Below are 21,184 nucleotides of genomic sequence, written 5' to 3' on the forward strand. Positions count from 1 at the left end.
GTATACCTAATCAGCCGGCTTTATCGCCAAACTTTACTGAGACTAAGCGAGAAATTCCGGCCTCTTCTATTGTAACACCATGCATTACATCAGCAGCCTCCATCGTTCCTTTACGGTGCGTGACTACAATAAACTGAGTTTTGAGTGCATACTCACGCAAAAATGAGCTAAATCGGCGTAGGTTAGCCTCATCGAGAGGCGCATCGATTTCGTCGACAACAACAAATGGTGATGGCCGATAGGTCAAAAATGCAAACAGCAAGGCGATAACAGTCAAAGCCCTTTCTCCGCCTGAAAGCAAAACAAGGTTTTGCAATTTCTTACCTGGCGGCTGAACGATAACTTCAATTCCAGTTTCCAATAAATTGTCTGGATCGGTAAGTCGTATTTGAGCCATGCCGCCGCCAAACATTTTAACGAAAATCTCCCCAAAGTAACCGTTAATTTTATGAAAGGCTTCTTTAAACTGGCTACCCATAGTCATGTCGATATCACCAATGATCGACGAAAGATAGTCTTGTGCAGCCACTAGATCATCATACTGCGTTTGCAGAAACTGACGACGCTCTGAGAGTTTGGCATATTCTTCAACTGCCGTTGGGTTTATCGGTCCCAGTTCGTCTATAGCGGATTCAAGACGGTTAGCGTCTTTAGCAAGTTGTACTGGGTCGTCCGAACGGTACAGTTTAAGGGCCTCCTCCTTCGACAAAGAGTATTGATCACGCAGTTCATCTTTACAGCGCGTTACTTCATAGTCGTACCTTGTTCTAAGAAGTTCAAGCTCATGCAGCCGTCTCTGCAGCTCGGTATGTTTGCGGCGTAATTCTTTTAAATCCTTGTCCAACTTTTGAGCAGCAGTTACAATTTCAAGTTTTCGCATATAGCCTGTTTTATAATCAAGCTCCATGCCGGTTTTTTGATTAATTTGATTAGTTCGAGAAGTGGTTATTACGTTTAGTTCTTCCCTAGTGATAGTTATTTGATGCTCTAGCTTAGTCTGTTCTTCAGTTAAACTAGCCTGTTTATTATTCAAAGCCTGGACATATTCGGTAAGCTGTTTACGGTTTTCCTGCATAGAGGCCGCATTTTGTTCCAAAGCCGATAGTTTGATCTTCTGCTCAGTTAAATCTTGATTTAATTTTTCCTTGCAAGCAATAGCTTCAGCCAATTTAGTACGCCAATCCTCAAGCATCTGCTTATGTACCATATCACGATTTTCCAGATGCTCCACTGTATTTTTAGTATCAATTAGCTTTTGTTCTAATTGAGCTTGTTCCTCCTGATAGTTTTGAATTTCGTATGCTAAGGTTTTTTCACCAATTGTCAAGCGGTTGATTTCGGCTATGATTTTATCGTTATGCACCATTAATTCGGCCTGACGTACTTCAGTTTGTTGCCGATATTCTAGCGCTAATTGAATTTGTTCCGTTAATTCTGCTAAACGTTGTTCATCTGTAGCAACTTCACTCTTGAGTTGACGTAAATTGTGTTCAATACTGCCGATTTTAGTCTGGAGAGATTCTATATCCCTACTCCTGCTTAAAAAGCTGGCATCTCGCCTATTGATTGTTCCACCTGTTATAGATCCGCCAGGGCTAATTAATTCGCCATCCAAGGTTACGATTTTTAGTAAAAATGAACCGCGCTTAGCAAGTTCATACGCTGTATCAATATCCTTAGCGATAATTGTCCGACCAAGCAAGTATTCAATAACGCGGCGATACTTAACATCATAATCCACAAGTTCCGAGGCAAAGCCAAGAGATCCTGGGGAATTAGCCGCAGTTAACTCATAGTCACGGCGTGGTGACGGCTTAATTGTATTTAACGGAAGAAAGGTAGCCCGTCCTAGCCGACCTTCTTTCAAATAGCTTATTGCCTGCTTGGCTGTCTTTTCATCTTCCGTAACAATATGCTGTAGTGCACCGCCCAAGGCAATCTCTATCGCAGTGATATACTTTTGATCAACCTTTAATATCTGAGTTACTGCGCCGCAAATGCCATTTCGCCAAGTCGCAGTGCTTTTTAGGACATTCTTAATACCGCGGCCGAAGCCCTCAAGTTCCTGTTGCATATGATTCAATACTTTTAGGCGGGATTTGTTTTCATTTAGTTGATTGGTAAGTTGGCGCTCATGCACTAATAAGTTTTTTAACTTTTTTTCCAATGACAGCTTCTCTTTTTCTAATTTGTCCTGCTTCAAATCATTTTCTTTAATTCCTAAAGCTAATGTTTTTATTTCTGCAGTCATTTTATTATGATTTGTTTGTGCCGAGGTAAGCTGAGTTTTAAAGTCGGTCTGCTCGTCAAGAACCCCCATCTTTTGGGTATTTAGCCTTGTTAGCTCGTGTTCAATGGCATTAATTGCATTACGATAAGTTACTAGCTCCTGAAGATGATCGAAAGTTTTTTCTTTTTCTGATTCGACCTGTCGTTCATAACTCCTAACAAGACTGGCAAGTTCATCGTATTCTTTCGTTTTATTTGCCAGCAATTGTTTTATAGCAATAATTTGCTCCCGCTTTTCTTCGTAAGCGGTAACTGCCTGGGAAAGCTTATCATTTACCTCATGTAATTGTTCAATGCCGATCGCCTTTTCCTCAACAATTCTATTCTGAGAATATTCGGCTTGACTGATACGCTCACGCAGTACTGCGGCTTGTCCATCTAATCGTTCTATCTCGGTGTTGGCGTTATTAATGTTAGCTAAAAGAGTTGAAAGTTCGTTATCAATTTTTGCTATATCAGAGCGGATCACTTCTTCTTCAGATTCCTTAAGACTAATAGTAGTACTTAAGTTTACTTCATCATCAACAAGCGACTCTTGCTCTTGGTTAGCAATCTCAAGCATCTTTTCTGTTTTATTAAGTCTATTAAGTAATAGACTAGACTGGCAAATTACTAGTTCTGTATATAACTCGTTATAGCGAGTCGTGCGGGCCGCGCTTTCAGATAATGGTCCGAGCTGGGTTTCCAATTCAGCGGTTATATCGGCTACACGTGTTAAATTTTGTGAAGTATCTTCAAGTTTTCGCATAGCCTCTTTTTTTCGATGCTTGTATTTAGTTATACCGGCAGCTTCTTCAAACAATGACCGACGATCTTCAGGCCTGCTGTTTAGGACCTCGTCAATCTTATTTTGACTAATAACAGTCATAGAATCCCGACCTAGCCCAGTATCCGCAAGTAACTCGTGAATATCTTTTAGCCGGCACGACGACTTATTAATGTAGTATTCACTTTCTCCTGAGCGAAAAACCCGGCGTGTGATGGTCACTTCATTAAAGTCTACCGGCAGTAAGTGATCGCTGTTGTCAAAAGTCAACGAAACCTCAGCAATACCGCTCTGACGACGGCCGGCGCTGCCGGCAAATATTACATCCTCTAACTTGGCGCCGCGCAAATTACGAATACTTTGCTCACCCAATACCCAACGAATAGCATCAGTAATATTACTTTTACCGCTACCATTCGGACCAACTATGGCAGTTATCCCCCGCCCAAACTCAATATCTGTCTTTTCAGCGAATGATTTAAAGCCATATAGACCTAGCCTTTGCAATAGCAAACAAATCACCACACATTCAAACATCTAATCATAAATTTTATCATGTAAATCAGAAGGTGAAAAGGGTAAATGTGGAAAGAAAAATTTAAAAAACCTATTTGCAAACGCAAACAGGCTTTTTAAATTACTAATTAACGGGGCTCAACAATAAAGCGGATCGCAGTACGTTCTTCTCCATCAATAGTTATCTCGGCAAAGGCAGGTATTGTTATCAGATTTATACCATTGGGTGCCACAAAGCCACGCGCAACTGCGATTGCTTTAATGGCTTGATTAACTGCTCCTGCGCCAACTGCTTGCACTTCAGCTGAGCCTTTTTCCCTAAGTACGGCAGCAAGAGCGCCTGCTACAGATTTAGGATTCGATTGTGCAGATACTTTAAGTACTTCCAATTACGTTACCTCCTTTGGTTTGAGGGCTATACGATACTAAAGTATTCTGCTGATTTCCTAAAAATTCCTTCAAATATGAATTTCTTTAAACTATTCCAGCATATTTCTTGTTATAATGCATCTATGTCCATTAGTTTCAATTTTTAATAGGCCGATTGTAGTCCCATCGGGCACAAGGCTAAAACTTGCCTTATAGTTATCAGTCCAGGCTTTTATATTTGCGTTTGCTAGACCTCGCACCTTAGATGAGTCCTTGGCATGATGGTGAATAACTACCTCCGCCCCAAGTTCAGTAAAATTGTCCAGGCAACGTGCAACCATAATGTTAAATAAATAGGCGTCCACCATCTCCCCAAAAGCCGGATGATAAGGTCCTGCTAGAACAACATCTCGGCTATTTAAATCATCGCTGGCCTGTAAACCAGTTCGAATAACTGGGATATTGCAACGGTTAAAAATAAGTTTCATAAAAGCTGAGCGGGCAACGGCTTCATTAAGAGGAAGCGGCACATAAGCTCCACTTTGATATAGTCGGGCCAAATGGGTCTCAGCAATAACAAGAGTAGGATAGATGCGCGTAAAATCAGGCTTCAGCTCGGCGGCTTGGAAAGCTGTTTTTATTAAGTTGGACCAATTCTCGGTCGGGAGACCAACCATTAATTGCAGTCCGCATTTAATGCCTGCAGTTTTTATTAAATTTACCGCAGTTCTTATGGCTTGGCTTGTGTGTCCTCGGGCCGCGCTTTGCAGAACTTTATCATCAAGGGACTGCGCCCCAAGCTCAATTGTTGAGACACCTAAACCATGAAGCATTTTTAAAATCTCCGGTGAAATGCAATCGGGCCGAGTGGATAAACGAATTGCCTGAACTTTATCGGCTTTAAGAGCATGATAAGCAGGAGTTAAGAGTGCTTCTTGAATATCGATCGGCAGTGCAGTAAAGCTGCCACCATAAAATGCAATCTCAATTCGCCGTTCGCGGTTTATTCTAGCTAGATGATCTTTAATAACTTGGGCAACAAGTTTAGGGGTCATTGAAGTTTGAAAACCGGTTATTTTTTTTTGATTGCAAAATATACACTGATGGGGACAGCCAAAGTGAGGGATAAATATTGGGATGATATAATGTTTCATAATTACCTCAATAATTAAATGTGGGCGGCCAAAGGCCGCCCTGCTATTGCACAATAACTTCCAATTTTATTAATGCCTGTTTTGCGGCGCGTTGCTCGGCCTCTTTTTTGCTGCGTCCTGTTCCTCGTCCCATCTCAATGCCATTAATTAATATCATTGCATCAAATAGCTTATCATGGTCTGGGCCGCGTTCGGCAATAATCTCGTAGGAAATTTTACTATCACTGTTTTTTTGTACAACTTCCTGCAGCGATGTCTTATAATCCTTAAGATAATCGCCTCGTTCAATCAGCATCAAGTCGTTAGCTAGATGTTCCAAAACAAATTTGGCAGCGCTATCGAAACCACTATCAAGATAAATAGCGCCTATGATAGCTTCGAAGGCATCCGCTAATATCGATAATCGTTCACGCCCGCCTGAAGCAGCCTCGCCTTTGCCTAAAAGCAAGTAGTCTCCGATTCTGATTTTGGACGAACACTGGGCCAACGTCGGTTCACATACCACCATCGCCCGAGCTTTAGTCAGCTCGCCTTCCGGAAGCCCTGGGAAACGCCGGAATAAATATTCACTAATTACCAAGTCGAGAACAGCGTCACCAAGAAACTCTAAACGCTCATTATGGACAATACCATGATGTTTCGCTTCGTTAGCAAACGATGTATGAGTTAAAGCTTGGTGAAGCAAATTCAAGTCTTTAAGGTCAACTTTTAATACACTGCATAACAATTTAAGCTGCTTGATACGATCAGCGTTGAAATGGTTTTTCATGGTTTTAAAAACTATGCTTGATATTTTTTGAGCAAAATAGTCGCGTTATGACCGCCAAAACCAAAGGAATTGGAAATGGCAACATCCACTTTTTGTTCACGCGCTTTATTAGGTACATAGTCTAGATCTAAATCAGGATCTGGCGTTTCGTAATTAATTGTAGGTGGTATTATGCCGTTAGCTATTGTTAAGGCTGTAGCGATACATTCAATACCGCCAGCTGCACCAAGCAAATGACCAGTCATTGATTTGATAGAACTTACAGCCATTTTGTGAGCGTGCTCACCGAATAGACTTTTAATAGCAAGTGTTTCATTCTTATCATTTAATGGTGTAGAAGTACCATGTGCATTTACATAGTCAACATCATTTGTGCTTAGCCCAGCATCTTCAATTGCCATTGCCATACATTTTGCAGCTTGTGCTCCTTCAGGAGCAGGCGCTGTTATATGGAAAGCATCTGCATTATAACCATAGCCGGCAATCTCAGCATATATATGAGCACCGCGGGCTAAAGCGTGTTCAAGTGATTCTAAAACTACGACGCCAGCACCCTCACCCATGACAAAACCATTACGGTCTTTATCAAAGGGGCGGGAAGCTTTAGTCGGTTCGTCATTGCGAGACGAAAGAGCTTTCATGGAACAGAAGCCAGCTACAGCTGCAGGAGAAACTGCTGCTTCGGTACCGCCAGCGACCATTACGTCAGCGTCACCACGCTGAATTACCTTGAAAGCATCGCCGATTGAGTTAGTGCCAGTAGCACAAGCAGTTACTACACAGCTATTAGGACCTTGAAGACCATAAGTAATTGATGTTTGACCTGATGCCATATTTGCAATCATCATTGGCACAAAGAACGGACTAATACGGCCGGGCCCTTTATCAAATAGGACTTTAAATTGCTCATGAAGAGTTTCAATGCCGCCGATGCCTGTGCCAATATATGTGCCTATCCGGCTTCTATCCTCGCAGTCAAGATCTATCTTAGCATCCTCTAAGGCCATTTTTGTTGCCGCTACGGCAAACTGGGTAAAGCGATCCATTCTTTTGGCTTCTTTTTTGTCGATGTATTGGGCAGGATCAAAGTTTTTTACTTCGCCTGCAATTTGAGCTGTAAAGTCGCTCGCATCAAAACGAGTGATTGGGCCAACGCCCGAAACACCATTAATCAGCGATTGCCAAAAATCATCTTTTCCAATGCCTACAGGACTTATTGCGCCCAAACCTGTTATTACGACTCGTTTCTTCAAAATGATCACCTCACATTTTATTAACTTTTAAAAAGCGGTCTATAAATAATACTCGGCATTGCCCAGCATTATATTGCCTCAACTTCATTAATGATTCTGGCAAAAATTTCCCTCACAGGTAGTATTTCCTCTATTTTATGAATATACTCGCCGGTAAATACCAATCCTGTCTCAACATCGCCTTGTTGAGCGCGGATAAGCGCCTTTATTATACAGAAATTTCTGGCACAATGTTTAAGACAAGCATCACACGATTTTGGGGTCGGCGCAGCATCTTCAAGAACTTTCGCAACGAATGGGTTTTTAATAGCCCGCCCAGGAAATCCTACCGGACTTTTTATAAGAACAACATCCTCCGGCTTGGCTTTTAAGTAAAATTCTTTTAAAGCAGGAGCCCCATTGGCTTCTTCACTGGCCGCAAAACGAGTGCCCATTTGCACACCACTTGCACCAAGTTTCAATGTTTCTACAATCTCACGGCCGGACATAACTCCACCGGCAGCAATAACAGGAATTTTAACAGCCTTACTAATATCAGGGATTAATGATTCCAACGTTTGTTCTGTACCTAAATGTCCACCTGCCTCTTTGCCTTCGACAACGACGGCAGAAGCACCTAGCGATTCAGAAATTTTTGCAAGTTTTACCGATGATACGATTGGTACTATTGGAGTACCGGAGGCTTTGCCCATTCCAAACATATCACGCGAAAAGCCTGCACCCGCAACAATTAAATCAATACCTTCATCAATTGCAGTTTCAACAAGTCCGGCAAACACTCTTGCCGCTACCATTGCGTTTATACCAATTATACCTTTTCCATTTGTCAGTGAACGAGCCAAACGAATTTCATACCGGAGTTCATCGAAAGTCATTCCGGATGCAGCAATTAAGCCAATTCCACCTTCGTTGGCAACAGCTGCCGCTAAGCGAGCTGTAGAAAGTCGTATTGCCATGCCACCCTGCATAATAGGTACTTTAGCAACCAGATGGCCTATTTTTAGTTCTGGAAGTTTCAAGTATTAACTCCTCCATTCAGCAGCTCTTACCTTAAGAAAGCCCCGCGAAACGAAAACTAATTTCACGGGACCTTCTTCTTTTAACAGGTAATACTAGCCTTGTTTCTCCTGATCTATGTAGGTAACTGCGTCTTTAACAGTCTTGATCTTCTCAGCCACTTCATCAGGGATTTCAATATTGAATTCCTCTTCAAAGGCCATGATCAATTCAACAATATCAAGAGAATCGGCACCCAAATCATCAATAAATGTGGAATCGATATTAACATCGGCTTCATCAACGCCAAGTTGTTCAACAACGATCTCTTTAACTTTATCGAATGTTGTCATGCTGGTTCACCTCCTTCCACAAGCTTTTATATTTATTATTTACATTACCATACCGCCATCAACATTTAAAGTTTGCCCGGTAATATAATTAGCTGAGTCAGAAACCAGAAATAGAACAGCTTTAGCTATATCATTAGGGTCACCTAAGCGGCCAAGCGGAATTTTCTGTGCTAGGTCAATCTTAACTTGCTCGGATAAAACTGCGGTCATATCGGTGCTAATAAAGCCTGGAGCAATGGCGTTGACTGTTATGCCGCGAGGTGCCAATTCTTTTGCCATCGACTTGGTAAATCCAATTACACCAGCCTTAGCAGCAGCATAATTTGATTGACCAGCATTACCCATCAGACCAACAACTGAAGTCATGTTAACAATTTTTCCGCTTTTTTGTTTCATCATTACTTTAGAAACGGCTTTTGTGCAGCTGAAAACGCCTTTTAGGTTGGTGTTGATTACATCATCCCAATCAGTCTCTTTCATTCTCATTAATAGGCCGTCTCGCGTAATTCCGGCGTTATTAACAAGAATATCAATGCGGCCAAATGCCTCTATTGTTTGCTTAACCAAATTATCGACAGCAACTGCATCAGATACGTCAGCCTGAACAACTATCGCTTGTCCGCCCTCTGCCAATATTGCGTCTTTAACGTTCTCGGCAGCAGCCGCGTTGCCTGCATAGTTTACAACAATTTTAGCGCCCGCTTTGGCCAATTCGAGTGCTACCGAACGACCAATTCCGCGAGAGGCACCTGTAATAATTGCCACTTTACCGTCTAAAAGCATTTTAGCGAACCTCCTTGAAATAATCAAGGGTTTTTTCTAACGAATCTATTCCCTCGACATTAAGTGTCAAAACTTCCTTCGCGATTTTTTTAGTAAACCCGGTTAATACCTTGCCTGGACCTACTTCTACAAAAACTTCAGCTCCATAGCTAACTATTTCGGCTACACAGTCTTCCCAACGAACAGCATTAGCCGCTTGATCGACCAAAGAAGGTTTAATTGCACTTCCTAAGGTGATAATCTTACCAGTTAAGTTAGCTACAACAGGTATATTAGCATCGTTCACTATTACCTTATCAAGCTCTGCAGCAAGTTTTACCGAAGCCGGCCTCATCAGCGTACTATGAAACGGAGCACTAACCGGGAGCATTACCGCTCGTTTTGCACCAGCATTCTTTAAGGCTGCAGCCGCTTTTTCAACAGCATCGGCAGTTCCAGCAATAACCACTTGGCCTGGGCAATTAAAATTAACTGCTTGAACAGGCCCATGCTCAACCTCAACTTGTTTACAAATATCTATTATTAATTGACGATCTAGGCCGAGAATTGCTGCCATACTGCCCTCGCCAAGCGGAACGGCTTCTTGCATAAACTGTCCACGTTTTCTTACTAACCTTACGGCGTCACCAAAAGCGAGCGAACCAGCAGCTACAAGGGCTGAATATTCACCCAAACTATGTCCGGCTACAATATCGGGAGTAATTCCTAGCTCTTTTAAGACTTCATAGCAGGCAATGCTTACCGTTAATATGGCAGGCTGTGTATTAAAAGTTTTCTTGAGTTCTTCTTCAGGTCCTTCAAAGCACATATCGGTAATCGAAAATCCCAGCGCGGCATCGGCCTCATCAAATATCTTTTTCGCGCAGCTGTAATTTTCATATAAATCTCTTCCCATTCCGACTGTTTGAGAACCCTGCCCTGGGAATACAAAAGCTATTTTTCCCATAATTCACTCTCCCTTTTTATGATTGGACGATGTGATTTATGTTGTCAACTACTGCGGGAATTCCTTGCACCAGTTCTTGCATAATTTCATCTACTGTTTTAATTTCATCAACAAGACCAGCAATTTGGCCTATCATAACAGAGCCGTAATCGACATCACCGTCAACGACTGCGGCGCGTAATTTGCCTGCTCCAAGCTTTTCTAATTCCTCTTCAGGTACGCCGCCTTTTTCCAATTCAAGATATTCGCGTGTCAGCTTATTACTTATAACTCGAACGGGGTGTCCGGTACTAACTCCAGTCAGTACGGTTGAACGCTCTTTTGCTTTAACCACAGCTTGTTTATAGTTTTCATGAGCCGTACATTCACTGGAAGCAACAAAGCGAGTTCCAATCTGTACACCATCGGCACCTAATGCTAAAGCAGCCACAATGCCGCGTGAATCAGCGATACCGCCCGCAGCAATTACTGGGATGCTTACAGCGTCTACAACCATTGGCAGCAATGCCATTGTTGAAACTTCACCAACATGACCGCCGCTTTCCCAACCTTCAGCAATTATGGCATCAACACCAATACGCTCAAGTCTTTTAGCCAACGCCACGGAAGCTACTACAGGAATAACTTTGGTACCAATCTCTTTCAATGCCGGAATATATTCACCGGGATTACCAGCACCAGTTGTAACAACCGGCACTCTCTCCTCTACAACAACTTGCATAACTTCTTTAACAAAAGGCGACATAAGCATAATATTTACACCGAATACATTCGATGTCAATGCTTTAGCTTTTTGAATTTCTTTTCTTAGAGCATCAGGTGGCATATGACCGGCACCGATAACCCCAAGACCTCCAGCATTCGAGACAGCAGCGGCCAATTCAGCCGTCGCAACCCAAGCCATCCCCCCTTGCATTATGGGGTATTTAATATTAAGTAACTGGCAAAGTTTGTTTTTAAGCAATAGTGTTATCCTCCTTGCTCCATTTTATAACGCAGGAAGCCCAAGTCAGGCCAGCTCCGAAACCTACTAAAACTACTGTATCGTCTTTTTTAACCTTGCCGCATAAAACAGCTTCTTTTAGGGCAATAGGTATTGATGCTGCTGAGGTATTACCATATTTATCAACATTAATCATAACTTTATCAAGCGGAAGTTTCAGTCTTTTAGCTGCAGATTGAATTATTCTAATATTTGCTTGATGCGGAATGAAGCAATCAACGTCTTCAGGCGAAAGGCCGGCAGTTTCAAGCGCCTTTAGCGCAGCCTCCCCCATTACCTTAATGGCAAATTTAAAAACCTCATTGCCATTCATATGTACATAGTGCATCTTATCAGATACTGTGAGGGCAGACGCCGGCAGACGTGAACCACCTGCTGGAAGCTTTAAATGCTCACCGCCTGCACCTTCGGCACCAAGCTCAACACCAAGGATGCCATATCCATCGTCTACAGCGGACAATACCGCAGCACCTGCGCCATCGCCAAAGAGTACACATGTATTTCTGTCAGTCCAGTCTAGAATCTTAGATATTGTTTCAGCCCCTACAACAAGAACTTTTTTATAAAGTCCGGCACTTATAAACTGACTTCCTGTCACGAGGCTATAGACAAAACCAGAACACCCAGCCGACAGGTCAAACGCTGCTGCCTTAGTAGCCTTTAGCTTATCTTGTATTATACACGCCACAGAAGGAAAATACATATCTGGCGTTGCTGTACCAACAATGATTAAGTCTAGTTCGTCAGCTGTTATACCAGCATCTTCCAATGCCTTTTCAGCTGCCTTCACAGCTAAATCAGAAGTTGCAGTAGCATCATCCGCGATGTGCCGCTGTTTGATACCTGTGCGTTCTACTATCCAATCATCAGAAGTATCAACCATTTTTTCCAAATCAAAATTAGTCAATACTTTTTCAGGAACATAATACCCTAAACCGATTATACCTACAGCATTATTCGCCTTCATTGGTCAAAATCCCCTCCCTAGCTATTTGTTCACGTATATGATCTACTACCTTCTGCTCAGTGAACTCTTTGGCAACGCGTATGGCATTTTTAATAGCTTTCGCTTTAGAACTGCCGTGACATATTATAAAACCGCCTTCTACCCCTAAAAGCGGCGCTCCGCCGTACTCGGTATAGTCTAACTTCTTTTTTAAACTTTTAAGAACCGGAAGTACTAACATCGCTGCCATTTTTGTAATAAAACTGCTGTTTTTAATTGCATCTTTTAATAACTGCATTATCGCGCCGGCCAGGCCCTCACCAAGCTTGAGTACTACATTGCCGACAAAACCGTCGCAAACAACCACATCAACTGTACCTTTAGGAATATCGCGTCCTTCAACATTTCCTATAAAGTTTACAGTATTTAGTTGTTTGAGCAAAGGATACGTACTGAGAGCCTGCTCATTGCCTTTCGTCTCTTCTTCTCCGATATTTAAAAGACCTACTCTAGGTTTATTAATGCCCCAAATATACTTAGAGTATATTGAACCCATTATCGCACTTTGAACTAGGTGCTTTGGTTTACTATCAACATTAGCACCTGAATCAAGTAAAATTGTTACTCCTGTTAAATTAGGTATAGGTGTAGCAATAGAGGGACGCTCAATTCCCTTTATTCTTCCTAACCCAAATAAGGCAGCGGCTACAGCAGCGCCAGTACTACCGGGAGAAACAACGGCATCACACACGCCATCTTTAACTAACCGTGTGGCTACTACAATTGAGGAGTCTTTCTTTTTACGAATCGCAACGGCGGGATGTTCGTGCATTTCAATTACTTCGCTTGCATGCTGAACTGAAATCCCAAGCGACTGCCAGTTACCGCACCGATTTAGAGCTTGTAAAATTTCGTTTTCATTTCCTACCAAAGTAATTTCACATTTATATTCTTTAGCCGCTTCAACGCAACCTAACACAATTTCCAGAGGCCCATAGTCAGTGCCCATAGTATCAACGGCAACTCTCATCAAAAGTCTCCCTTCATTCTTCCAGTGAAACCATTATAAATTTGGCCCGAAACACTTCCTGCTTTTCGTTCCTAGTTTTAACCCAAATAAAATATTTATTGCCTCTTTTTTTTACAAGTTCCGCTTTGGCTATTAATTTTTCACCTTTTTTTATAGGAACCTTGTATTTTATATTAGCTACCCCGGTTACAGCCACCGGTGCATCAATTACCGCCAAAGCAAGCGAATTAGCTTGTGAGAAGACATGATGTCCACGAGCAATCTGGATTTTCTCAAATACCATTTCAGGTGTAACAGTCATGATTGAAATAGCTCTCTTGCCGAGCTCCAAATCAATCAGCTCACCGACTACATCGGTACTAGCGATTGTCTTTGGTTCCTTACGGGCTATCTCGGCCATTTGTTTAGTACGTTCACGCAGTTCAGGTATACCTAATTCAAGACGATCCAAGCGGATAGTTTGAACGCTGACTTTAAGCAACTCAGCTAATTCTTCGTCTCGGATAAAAGGCGAACTATTAATTTTTTCTTGAAGCATTTTTTGGCGTAGTTTTTTTTGCAGTCGCGCCATATTATCACCCACGTTTAGTACCAAGTATTAAAACCAATTTATAACATCTATTATAAGCAGTTAGTACTAAAGAAATCAAGCCATAATTTTAGAAAGCTATTAAAAATCTGTTTAGGATCCGTTCTTTAAAAATAAAACGAGCAAAACGAAATTTCGTTTTGCTCTAATTTAGCTTATTCAGCTGCTTTTACGACTTCCTTACCATCGTAATATCCGCAATCAGGACAAACACGATGCGGCATTTTCAGTTCGTGGCATTGTGGGCATTCAACAAAGCCAGGCACCGATAACTTCCAATTAGCACGGCGGCTATCACGGCGGGCTTTAGACATTTTGCGCTTAGGTACTGCCATTAGTTACACCTCCTTAAAACGTTTAACGGTGAAAATCATCTTTATCCAATAATTGCTGTAGCGCTGCGAGCCTGGGATCAATCACACCTATCTCGCATGCACAAGTAGAGATATTTAAATTCGTACCGCACTTCGGGCATAAACCTTGGCAGCCTTCTTTACAGACCGTCTTTAACGGCTTAGCAAGAATAATGCTTTCGCGCAGCAAATCGCTGATATTGATCTCATCACCATGATAGGTATTGATCTCATCGGATTCACTAACTTTATTGGTTTCCCGAAATTCTTCAATAAAAGGAATTTCAGAACAGGCGGTATATTTTTCTAGGCAACGGTCACACTCAAAGTTTGAAGTAAATTCAATAACCCCGCTAACTTTTAAGCGAAGTCCGTCATTTACAATTTCCCCGGCAGCAACAATAGGGTCATTAATCCAAGTGCTGTCGCTTTCTTCAAAAAGATCAGCGGCGGAAAAACACAAGCGAAAATTTTGAGTTGCTCCAATATTATCTTTGACACGTTGGATGTTAATTTTCATCATTTTCCACCAACCTTCATTAATTATAGCGACCCCCATTATGTTTGTCAAGAAATCAAAGTGGCAGGGATAAATTACCCTACCACACATTATCTAAAAACTATTTTGCGCAGATTTCTTTAGTATCGCGCGCAATTACAAGCTCTTCATTAGTAGGAATTATAAATAGTTTAACTTTAGCGCCGTCTACGCTGATTTCTGTGGCTTTGCCGCGAACGTTATTTTTAACGGGGTCGATTTTAGTGCCAAGGTATTCAATACCAGAACATATTGCTTCACGCATAGATGATGAGTTCTCACCAAGACCAGCTGTAAAGACGATTGCGTCAACGCCGTTCATAGCCGCAGCATAACTTCCGATATATTTACGAACTCTGTAAGCAAACATATCCAACGCTAATTGAGCGCGTTTGTTACCTTCATTTGCTGCACTCTCGATGTCGCGGAAGTCGCTTGATACTCCCGAGATACCAAGAACACCAGATTTTTTATTAATATACTGGTCGATTTGATCAGCGTCCATGTTTTCTTTTTTCATGAGGAGCGGCAGAATTGCAGGATCGACATCGCCGCAGCGAGTTCCCATTACCAAGCCTTCAAGTGGTGTTAGACCCATGCTAGTATCGATACATTTGCCGCCATCAACAGCTGCTACACTGGATCCATTGCCAAGGTGGCAAGTGATAATTTTTAAGTCTTTAATATCTTTGCCCATCATATCTGCTGCAACTTTAGATACAAAACGATGGGAAGTTCCATGGAATCCATATCTTCTTATGCGATACTTTTCATAAGCCTCATATGGCAGGCCATATATGAAAGCATGTTTAGGCATTGTTTGATGAAAAGCAGTATCAAACACACCAACTTGTTCTACACCGGGCATGAGTTCAGCGCAAGCGTTTATGCCAAGAATATTCGGCGGGTTATGAAGCGGTGCCATTTCTATGCACTCTTCCAATGCTTGCATAACTTCCGGGGTAATAAGAACCGAAGACGCAAACTTTTCTGCGCCATGTACAACACGATGGCCGACAGCTGAAATTTCGATCATATCAGTTATAACACCGTGATTTTTGTCCGTCAACGCCTCCGTTACCATTTTGATGGCGATGCTGTGATTTTTAATGTCAGCGTTGATAACAACTTTGTCTTTTCCGGCTGGCTCATGCTTTAAAACCGAGCCCTCAATGCCAATACGCTCGACAAGACCTTTAGCCAAGACCGATTCATCGGTCATATCAAATAATTGATACTTAAGAGATGAGCTACCACAGTTTACAACTAGAACTTTCACTTACTGAATCCTCCCAACATAATCTTGATATGTATTACTTATGAAGCCATTTGACAACATCTTGTTCTTTATTCGACACATGTATTATTTTACCTGCAAAGTTATAAAACTATTAGCGTAAAAAAAGAATTTATTTGTTGAATTGCAGGATTTACTGCCATATATGAGAACTTTTTACCAATATCTTAAAACTTGAGGGATGTAATATGAATACCGTTGGACTTATTGTTGAATATAACCCATTTCATAACGGACATCAGTGGCATATCGAAAGAGCGAGACAAGCGACAGGTTGCAAATACGTTATTGGTGTTATGAGCGGAAATTTCGTTCAACGTGGCGAACCCGCTGTTTTTGATAAATGGAAACGCGCTGAAATGGCAGTAAAATCCGGTGTCGATCTTATTATTGAACTCCCAACAGTCTTTGCAGTACGAAGCGCCCAGTTCTTTGCTGAAGGTGCCGTGCGCCTCTTATCCTCGCTTGGTTTGGTAACTCATCTTTGTTTTGGCGCTGAATCCCCAGATATTCAAACTTTAAATATTATGGCCGATGCTAGCAGCAATGAACAAAATATAGCAAAAATGCAGTTGTTAATGAAAGACGGAATTAGCTACGCTGCCGCACTAGGATCAGTTATTGAAAAACAATGCTCTATTCAACTTGAATCCATAGCATCGCCTAATAATATCCTGGCTGTTGAATATTTGAAAGCTATTAGAAAATTCGCGCCACAGCTTATTCCAATGCCAATTCTCAGAAAACATTCCCGCTATCATGACACTGAGATAAATGCCCCCTTGGCCAGCGCCACCGCCGTCAGAAGGGAGATTATCACAAAGCGGACTATAACTACCAAGGCAGAGCAAGCTATGCCGCAAGACACTGCGAAAATTGTTGGTCAATGTTTAAATGAAGGACGAGGCCCGGTAACATTTTCAGCGTTCGAAAAACCCATTTTAGCGCAATTACGTTTACTTACCCTTAAACAAATAGAAGATTTGCCTGAAGTGTCTGAAGGACTACACAATAAAATCAGCGACGCAGTGCTCAAGGCGACAAGCATAGAACAACTCCTCACCATAATAAAAAGTCGACGTTATCCTTATACTCGTCTGCAGCGAATTCTTATTCACGCTTTAGTTGGTATTACAAAAACCGACATATCCACCTTCGACGAAACTGGTCCGCTTTATGCCAGGGTGTTAGCTTTTAATGCATGCGGCCGTCAGATACTGAAAAAGATGACAGAGACAGCATCCATTCCCAGTATAATAAAAACTGCAGCCCACCTTAACAGCAAACAACGCTCAATCGGCAATCTAACACCGTTTGAGCGTATGCTGGCAATCGACACTCTAGCTACCGACTTATACGTATTAGGAATGCCCAATCCTAACTTGAGCCATGGTGGATGGGATTTTCGCTGTTCACCGCAGTACATTCATCACTATTAATTATCCGTTTGATCTCCGGCATCATATTGCTGGCCGCCTCCTCACCCAGTCTTACGCATTCATCAATAGCTTCAAATGAGCTTGGTGATATATGGGCAATATCAGGCTGTATCAAAATATCACAATTTTTATGACGACGTTTTAAAAGCTCACGTTCCATGATGTCAATGGATTGAATGAGTACATCAAATACATTTGTAATATTACAAACAACCCCTGCATGAGCCAAATCGACAGCTATCACAACATCTGCACCCATTGATCTTGCTATATCAATGGGTGTTGGGTTTAATACAGCACCATCGACCAACATCATATCACCAATTTTGTGCGGAACAAATACCCCGGGTACTGATGTACTCGCTCGTACGGCCTGAGCTACATCTCCCTCAGTAAAAATAACTTCCCGTCCATAGTTGATTTCAGTTGCGACAATTGCTAATGGTATATTAAGGTCCGAAAACTTTTTTTGCTGGGTTAAAAGGCTAATGGTGTTAAGGACTTTATCACCCGAGATTATCCCAAGCTTAGGTATGACAAAATCCAGCCAATATCTTGGTTTAAGATGCTTTGCCAATTTAACAATAGTATCCGGACTATGTCCGGCACAATAAAGCGCGCCAATCATACTGCCTATACTGCAGCCAGCTATAAAATCAATAGGAATATTCTCGCGTTCTAAAACTTTTAAAACACCGACATGGGCGAGACCACGCAAACCACCAGAACCAAGAGCTAAACCTATCTTTAACCTCATATTCCCCCCCCTAGCTCTAATTTACACTTGGTTTTAGTTATATTACCTCTATCCATTCATATATATATAATGTTTACGGCTTAAATTACCGCGTAATTTTTTCAATGCCTGGATAGAGGAGGAGATTATTCTATGAGGCTTTTTGACAGAGGCAAACGTTATCGTTCTCGCCTCCTGGCATACTTCATGGCGTTTGGCACTGTCTTTATCGTCGTAACGATGGTGAAATTTCCGAAAGATGCATTTGACTCAGCAATTATGGGACTTAATCTTTGGTGGAATATCGTCTTTCCATCACTATTGCCCTTCTTCATTCTATCCGAAATTTTAATGGGATTAGGGGTGGTCCACTTTATTGGAGTTCTTCTAGAACCTTTAATGCGTCCACTCTTTAATGTTCCCGGTGTCGGCGCATTCGCAATGTCAATGGGCCTCGCATCTGGTTATCCAATGGATGCAGTAATAACTTGCAAATTCCGCAAAAATCAACTATGCAGCGCGGTCGAAGCCGAGCGCCTTTTGTCTTTTACTAACACTGCCGACCCGTTGTTCATGGTTGGCGCCGTCGCTGTCGGTATGTTTGGCATGCCAGAATTAGGCATAACAATTGCATTAGCTCACTACATATCAAGTTTCTTAGTAGGCATAATTTTCCGTTTTCACGGCCTGAATCGGGATAGGTATGAGACTCCCAAAAGGAATACTGAGCAAAAAGGCAACATTATCGTTCGCGCCTTTCGCGCTCTATACAATGCCCGCCAAGAAGATAAGCGATCACTAAATCAACTGCTCGGCGATTCTGTCAAAAGCTCAATGAATACTATTTTGCTTATTGGCGGTTTTATTATATTGTTCTCGGTTTTCTTGCGCATCCTATCGGTTGTTGGTGTAACTGCTTTTCTAGGTACTTTCTTTGCTGCTTGCCTCAGCACGTTTGGCCTAAGCGAAAGTCTATCCCCAGCTTTGGTTAGCGGATTATTTGAACTTGACCTAGGTGCTATGGCTGCCAGCCAGGCCGATGCCCCGCTTATTGAAAAAGTTGCGATTGTCAGCGCGATAATCGCATGGAGCGGACTTTGTGTGCATGGTCAAGTAGCTAGCATCGTAATAGAGTCAGGCATTAGAATGACACCTTACATGGTTGCCAGATTCTTGCATGCATTATTGGCAGCTCTACTTACAGTTGTATTATGTGAACCCGCCCAAAGTGCAGCAAAAGTGTTTACAATGCCAGTAATGCTTAATATGGGAAATACAAACACTCTTGCTTTTTGGCTAGCAAGATTAGAGCAAATCGGTTACCAGTTAATAATCTTGACAGCAATCTTAATAACGGTATCAATCGCTATTCATATTACCAGAAGTTTGTATTTTTATATAAAAAGATAACTTATGATGCTTGATTTTTTTGATTTTGCTGACTTTGCTGATAAAGCTCATTATGGCCGGCGCGAACAACTTCTAGCGCCCTCTCTAGATTAGCCTCTAAATGCTTAAAAACATCATCTGCATAGCCAACTGCGTCACTTTGTAGACTGCGGGCTGATTTTTGAGCCTCAGCGATTATACCGCTGGCGCTCTCTTGCGCTTGTTGGGTAATTACATTCTCATCGGTAAGTTTCATAACGTAATTTTTTGCTTGATCAATTATATTTTGCCCTTCTTTATGGGCGTCATCCAAAATGCGTTTGCGTTCGCTAATAATACGCTTTGCCTCAGCTATATCACTAGGTAGCGCTTCACGTAAATCATCGATAATTCTTGCCAGATCATCTTCTTCGACAATCCTTTTATTGGTAAAGGGAACCCTCGATGCATCAATAAGCAGATTTTCCAGTTCTTCTAAAATCTCATCAATACTCATATTTTCCTCCCCCAACAATACTTCATGAAGTTTGATAACGCTTTTTCATCTCAATTTCGACACATTCCGGGACTAACCCTTTTATGCATCCGCCAAATTGCGCCAATTCTTTGACACCACTTGAACTTAAAAAAGAATACTCACTACTAGTCATCATAAACACTGTTTCAATATCTGGGTCAACTTTTTTTATTAATAAGGCTCTCTGGAATTCATATTCAAAATCGATTAACGCCCGTAGACCCCTAACAATTATTTTTGAATTCTGCTGCTTAACATAGACGTTAAGCAAGCCAGAAAATGAATCAATACGAACATTCTTAAGATGCTTAGTCGATTCTTCTAATAAGTAAACCCTTTCAGCCATATTAAAAAGGGGTTTTTTACTAGGATTATGAAAAACGGCAACAATGAGCTCATCAAACATTGTACTTGCTCGCTCAAAAACATCAATATGACCATTTGTTACTGGATCGAAACTACCGGGACATATTCCAATTCGCACAATAATACCTCCATTTCATAAGGTGAGAAAACTAACTAATGTCTCGCCGTATTTTTCGGTCCTTTTTACTTTAAGTTGGTTAAACTCTCCCCTTATTTGCTCATGATTCGAATGTTCTACTACAATGATACCTTCTACCGACAAAATATTGCTGGTATCAATTTTGGTTAGTACCATTTCAACAAGGCCTTTATTATAAGGCGGATCACAAAAAATCAGTTCAAAGCGCTTGTTTTCCTTAATTAGCCAGTCTAGACCATAAAACACATCACTTTTTAAAACCACTGCTCTATCATTAAATTTAGTAAGATCAATGTTGTCGCGAACTAAGTTTACGCTTGCCGAACTTTTATCAATAAACAAAGCTGATGCAGCACCTCGACTTAAGGCTTCAAGCCCTAGATTTCCAGTTCCGGCAAACAAGTCTAGTACATTAGTGTTAGCTATGAATGGCCCTAAAATATTAAATACAGACTCTTTAACACGGTCACTAGTCGGTCGCGTTTCCATCCCGCGTGGCGTTTTTAGCCGTGTCCCCTTGGCGCTACCGGTAATTATTCGCATATCTACCCCACATTACCTGTGAATTTTTAACATATTTGGACATAACACATTTCATTATACTACTTTAATCAAACCAAAAAAAGCAACAATCTGTAAGATTTTACA

General features: G+C 41.6%; 22 protein-coding genes. 2 read left to right on the forward strand and 20 right to left on the reverse strand.

Going from position 1 to position 21,184, the window contains the following annotated elements; all coding sequences use genetic code 11:
- Window positions 1-10: 10 nt before the first annotated feature.
- From smc to GX348_02555, 16 genes are all read right to left on the reverse strand, one after another.
- Window positions 11-3,568, reverse strand: coding sequence for a chromosome segregation protein SMC (smc, locus tag GX348_02480; protein NLP41054.1), 3,558 nt, complete (start codon window positions 3,566-3,568; stop codon window positions 11-13).
- A 131-nt stretch (window positions 3,569-3,699) separates the two neighbouring features.
- Complete coding sequence (locus tag GX348_02485) at window positions 3,700-3,960, reverse strand: stage V sporulation protein S (GenBank protein ID NLP41055.1); 261 nt, start codon at window positions 3,958-3,960, stop codon at window positions 3,700-3,702.
- Between the two features lie 90 nt (window positions 3,961-4,050).
- Window positions 4,051-5,094: a radical SAM protein gene (locus tag GX348_02490; protein NLP41056.1), complete on the reverse strand. Its 1,044-nt coding sequence runs from the start codon at window positions 5,092-5,094 to the stop codon at window positions 4,051-4,053.
- Between the two features lie 43 nt (window positions 5,095-5,137).
- Window positions 5,138-5,863, reverse strand: coding sequence for a ribonuclease III (locus GX348_02495; GenBank protein NLP41057.1), 726 nt, complete (start codon window positions 5,861-5,863; stop codon window positions 5,138-5,140).
- An 11-nt stretch (window positions 5,864-5,874) separates the two neighbouring features.
- Window positions 5,875-7,116: a beta-ketoacyl-ACP synthase II gene (gene fabF, locus GX348_02500; protein ID NLP41058.1), complete on the reverse strand. Its 1,242-nt coding sequence runs from the start codon at window positions 7,114-7,116 to the stop codon at window positions 5,875-5,877.
- Between the two features lie 68 nt (window positions 7,117-7,184).
- Window positions 7,185-8,135, reverse strand: a complete 951-nt coding sequence (locus GX348_02505) for a nitronate monooxygenase (GenBank protein ID NLP41059.1) — start codon at window positions 8,133-8,135, stop codon at window positions 7,185-7,187.
- A gap of 93 nt (window positions 8,136-8,228) precedes the next feature.
- The gene (locus GX348_02510; GenBank protein ID NLP41060.1) at window positions 8,229-8,465 is read right to left on the reverse strand and encodes an acyl carrier protein; all 237 of its coding nucleotides are present in this window, start codon (window positions 8,463-8,465) and stop codon (window positions 8,229-8,231) included.
- A 39-nt stretch (window positions 8,466-8,504) separates the two neighbouring features.
- Window positions 8,505-9,248, reverse strand: a complete 744-nt coding sequence (gene fabG / locus GX348_02515) for a 3-oxoacyl-[acyl-carrier-protein] reductase (protein NLP41061.1) — start codon at window positions 9,246-9,248, stop codon at window positions 8,505-8,507.
- Window position 9,249: 1 nt separating this feature from the next.
- Window positions 9,250-10,194: an ACP S-malonyltransferase gene (fabD, locus tag GX348_02520; GenBank protein ID NLP41062.1), complete on the reverse strand. Its 945-nt coding sequence runs from the start codon at window positions 10,192-10,194 to the stop codon at window positions 9,250-9,252.
- A 16-nt stretch (window positions 10,195-10,210) separates the two neighbouring features.
- Window positions 10,211-11,158: an enoyl-[acyl-carrier-protein] reductase FabK gene (fabK, locus tag GX348_02525; GenBank protein NLP41063.1), complete on the reverse strand. Its 948-nt coding sequence runs from the start codon at window positions 11,156-11,158 to the stop codon at window positions 10,211-10,213.
- Window positions 11,151-12,164 carry a ketoacyl-ACP synthase III gene (locus GX348_02530; GenBank protein ID NLP41064.1) on the reverse strand — a complete coding sequence of 338 codons (1,014 nt, stop codon included), beginning with the start codon at window positions 12,162-12,164 and terminating at the stop codon, window positions 11,151-11,153. Before GX348_02530 ends, fabK begins: the two co-directional genes overlap by 8 nt.
- The gene (plsX, locus tag GX348_02535) at window positions 12,151-13,173 is read right to left on the reverse strand and encodes a phosphate acyltransferase PlsX (protein NLP41065.1); all 1,023 of its coding nucleotides are present in this window, start codon (window positions 13,171-13,173) and stop codon (window positions 12,151-12,153) included. Before plsX ends, GX348_02530 begins: the two co-directional genes overlap by 14 nt.
- A 13-nt stretch (window positions 13,174-13,186) precedes the next feature.
- A complete protein-coding gene (gene fapR, locus GX348_02540; protein NLP41066.1) occupies window positions 13,187-13,744 on the reverse strand; it encodes a transcription factor FapR in 558 nt (185 codons plus the stop codon).
- Window positions 13,745-13,917: 173 nt separating this feature from the next.
- Window positions 13,918-14,097 carry a 50S ribosomal protein L32 gene (rpmF, locus tag GX348_02545; protein NLP41067.1) on the reverse strand — a complete coding sequence of 60 codons (180 nt, stop codon included), beginning with the start codon at window positions 14,095-14,097 and terminating at the stop codon, window positions 13,918-13,920.
- A gap of 22 nt (window positions 14,098-14,119) precedes the next feature.
- Window positions 14,120-14,638, reverse strand: coding sequence for a DUF177 domain-containing protein (locus GX348_02550; protein NLP41068.1), 519 nt, complete (start codon window positions 14,636-14,638; stop codon window positions 14,120-14,122).
- Window positions 14,639-14,735: 97 nt separating this feature from the next.
- Window positions 14,736-15,932 (reverse strand): acetate kinase, encoded by a 1,197-nt coding sequence (locus GX348_02555; protein ID NLP41069.1) that lies wholly within the window; start codon window positions 15,930-15,932, stop codon window positions 14,736-14,738.
- Between the two features lie 206 nt (window positions 15,933-16,138).
- Between GX348_02555 and GX348_02560 the strand changes: the two genes are divergently transcribed.
- Window positions 16,139-17,389, forward strand: coding sequence for a nucleotidyltransferase (locus GX348_02560; GenBank protein NLP41070.1), 1,251 nt, complete (start codon window positions 16,139-16,141; stop codon window positions 17,387-17,389).
- On the opposite strand, the gene GX348_02565 is transcribed toward GX348_02560, so the two are convergent.
- Window positions 17,328-18,146, reverse strand: coding sequence for a patatin family protein (locus tag GX348_02565; GenBank protein ID NLP41071.1), 819 nt, complete (start codon window positions 18,144-18,146; stop codon window positions 17,328-17,330). The genes GX348_02560 and GX348_02565 overlap by 62 nt on opposite strands.
- Window positions 18,147-18,278: 132 nt before the next feature.
- Here GX348_02565 and ylbJ point away from each other — a divergent pair, with 132 nt between their 5' ends.
- Entirely contained in the window at window positions 18,279-19,535 is a 1,257-nt protein-coding gene (ylbJ, locus tag GX348_02570) for a sporulation integral membrane protein YlbJ (protein NLP41072.1), read from the forward strand.
- Between the two features lies 1 nt (window position 19,536).
- Here the strand turns inward: ylbJ and GX348_02575 are convergent, their stop codons facing one another.
- The 3 genes from GX348_02575 to rsmD are packed head-to-tail and all read right to left on the reverse strand — an operon-like array spanning window position 19,537 to window position 21,079.
- On the reverse strand, window positions 19,537-20,010 hold the full coding sequence (locus GX348_02575) for an ATP synthase F0 subunit B (GenBank protein ID NLP41073.1): 474 nt from the start codon (window positions 20,008-20,010) through the stop codon (window positions 19,537-19,539).
- Window positions 20,011-20,032: 22 nt separating this feature from the next.
- Window positions 20,033-20,515, reverse strand: a complete 483-nt coding sequence (gene coaD / locus GX348_02580) for a pantetheine-phosphate adenylyltransferase (GenBank protein ID NLP41074.1) — start codon at window positions 20,513-20,515, stop codon at window positions 20,033-20,035.
- 15 nt (window positions 20,516-20,530) lie between these two features.
- On the reverse strand, window positions 20,531-21,079 hold the full coding sequence (rsmD, locus tag GX348_02585) for a 16S rRNA (guanine(966)-N(2))-methyltransferase RsmD (protein ID NLP41075.1): 549 nt from the start codon (window positions 21,077-21,079) through the stop codon (window positions 20,531-20,533).
- Window positions 21,080-21,184 lie beyond the last annotated feature (105 nt).

The sequence above is a fragment of the Veillonellaceae bacterium genome, from assembly GCA_012523975.1.
Taxonomy (GTDB): domain Bacteria; phylum Bacillota; class Negativicutes; order JAAYSF01; family JAAYSF01; genus JAAYSF01.

Coding starts and splice junctions, on each gene's coding strand:
- GX348_02490 (NLP41056.1), bottom strand. CDS start 5,094: ATGAAACATTATATCATCCCAATATTTATCCCTCACTTTGGCTGTCCC.
- GX348_02495 (NLP41057.1), bottom strand. CDS start 5,863: ATGAAAAACCATTTCAACGCTGATCGTATCAAGCAGCTTAAATTGTTA.
- GX348_02510 (NLP41060.1), bottom strand. CDS start 8,465: ATGACAACATTCGATAAAGTTAAAGAGATCGTTGTTGAACAACTTGGC.
- fabG (NLP41061.1), bottom strand. CDS start 9,248: ATGCTTTTAGACGGTAAAGTGGCAATTATTACAGGTGCCTCTCGCGGA.
- fabD (NLP41062.1), bottom strand. CDS start 10,194: ATGGGAAAAATAGCTTTTGTATTCCCAGGGCAGGGTTCTCAAACAGTC.
- GX348_02530 (NLP41064.1), bottom strand. CDS start 12,164: ATGAAGGCGAATAATGCTGTAGGTATAATCGGTTTAGGGTATTATGTT.
- plsX (NLP41065.1), bottom strand. CDS start 13,173: ATGAGAGTTGCCGTTGATACTATGGGCACTGACTATGGGCCTCTGGAA.
- fapR (NLP41066.1), bottom strand. CDS start 13,744: ATGGCGCGACTGCAAAAAAAACTACGCCAAAAAATGCTTCAAGAAAAA.
- rpmF (NLP41067.1), bottom strand. CDS start 14,097: ATGGCAGTACCTAAGCGCAAAATGTCTAAAGCCCGCCGTGATAGCCGC.
- GX348_02550 (NLP41068.1), bottom strand. CDS start 14,638: ATGATGAAAATTAACATCCAACGTGTCAAAGATAATATTGGAGCAACT.
- GX348_02560 (NLP41070.1), top strand. CDS start 16,139: ATGAATACCGTTGGACTTATTGTTGAATATAACCCATTTCATAACGGA.
- GX348_02565 (NLP41071.1), bottom strand. CDS start 18,146: ATGAGGTTAAAGATAGGTTTAGCTCTTGGTTCTGGTGGTTTGCGTGGT.
- ylbJ (NLP41072.1), top strand. CDS start 18,279: ATGAGGCTTTTTGACAGAGGCAAACGTTATCGTTCTCGCCTCCTGGCA.
- GX348_02575 (NLP41073.1), bottom strand. CDS start 20,010: ATGAGTATTGATGAGATTTTAGAAGAACTGGAAAATCTGCTTATTGAT.
- rsmD (NLP41075.1), bottom strand. CDS start 21,079: ATGCGAATAATTACCGGTAGCGCCAAGGGGACACGGCTAAAAACGCCA.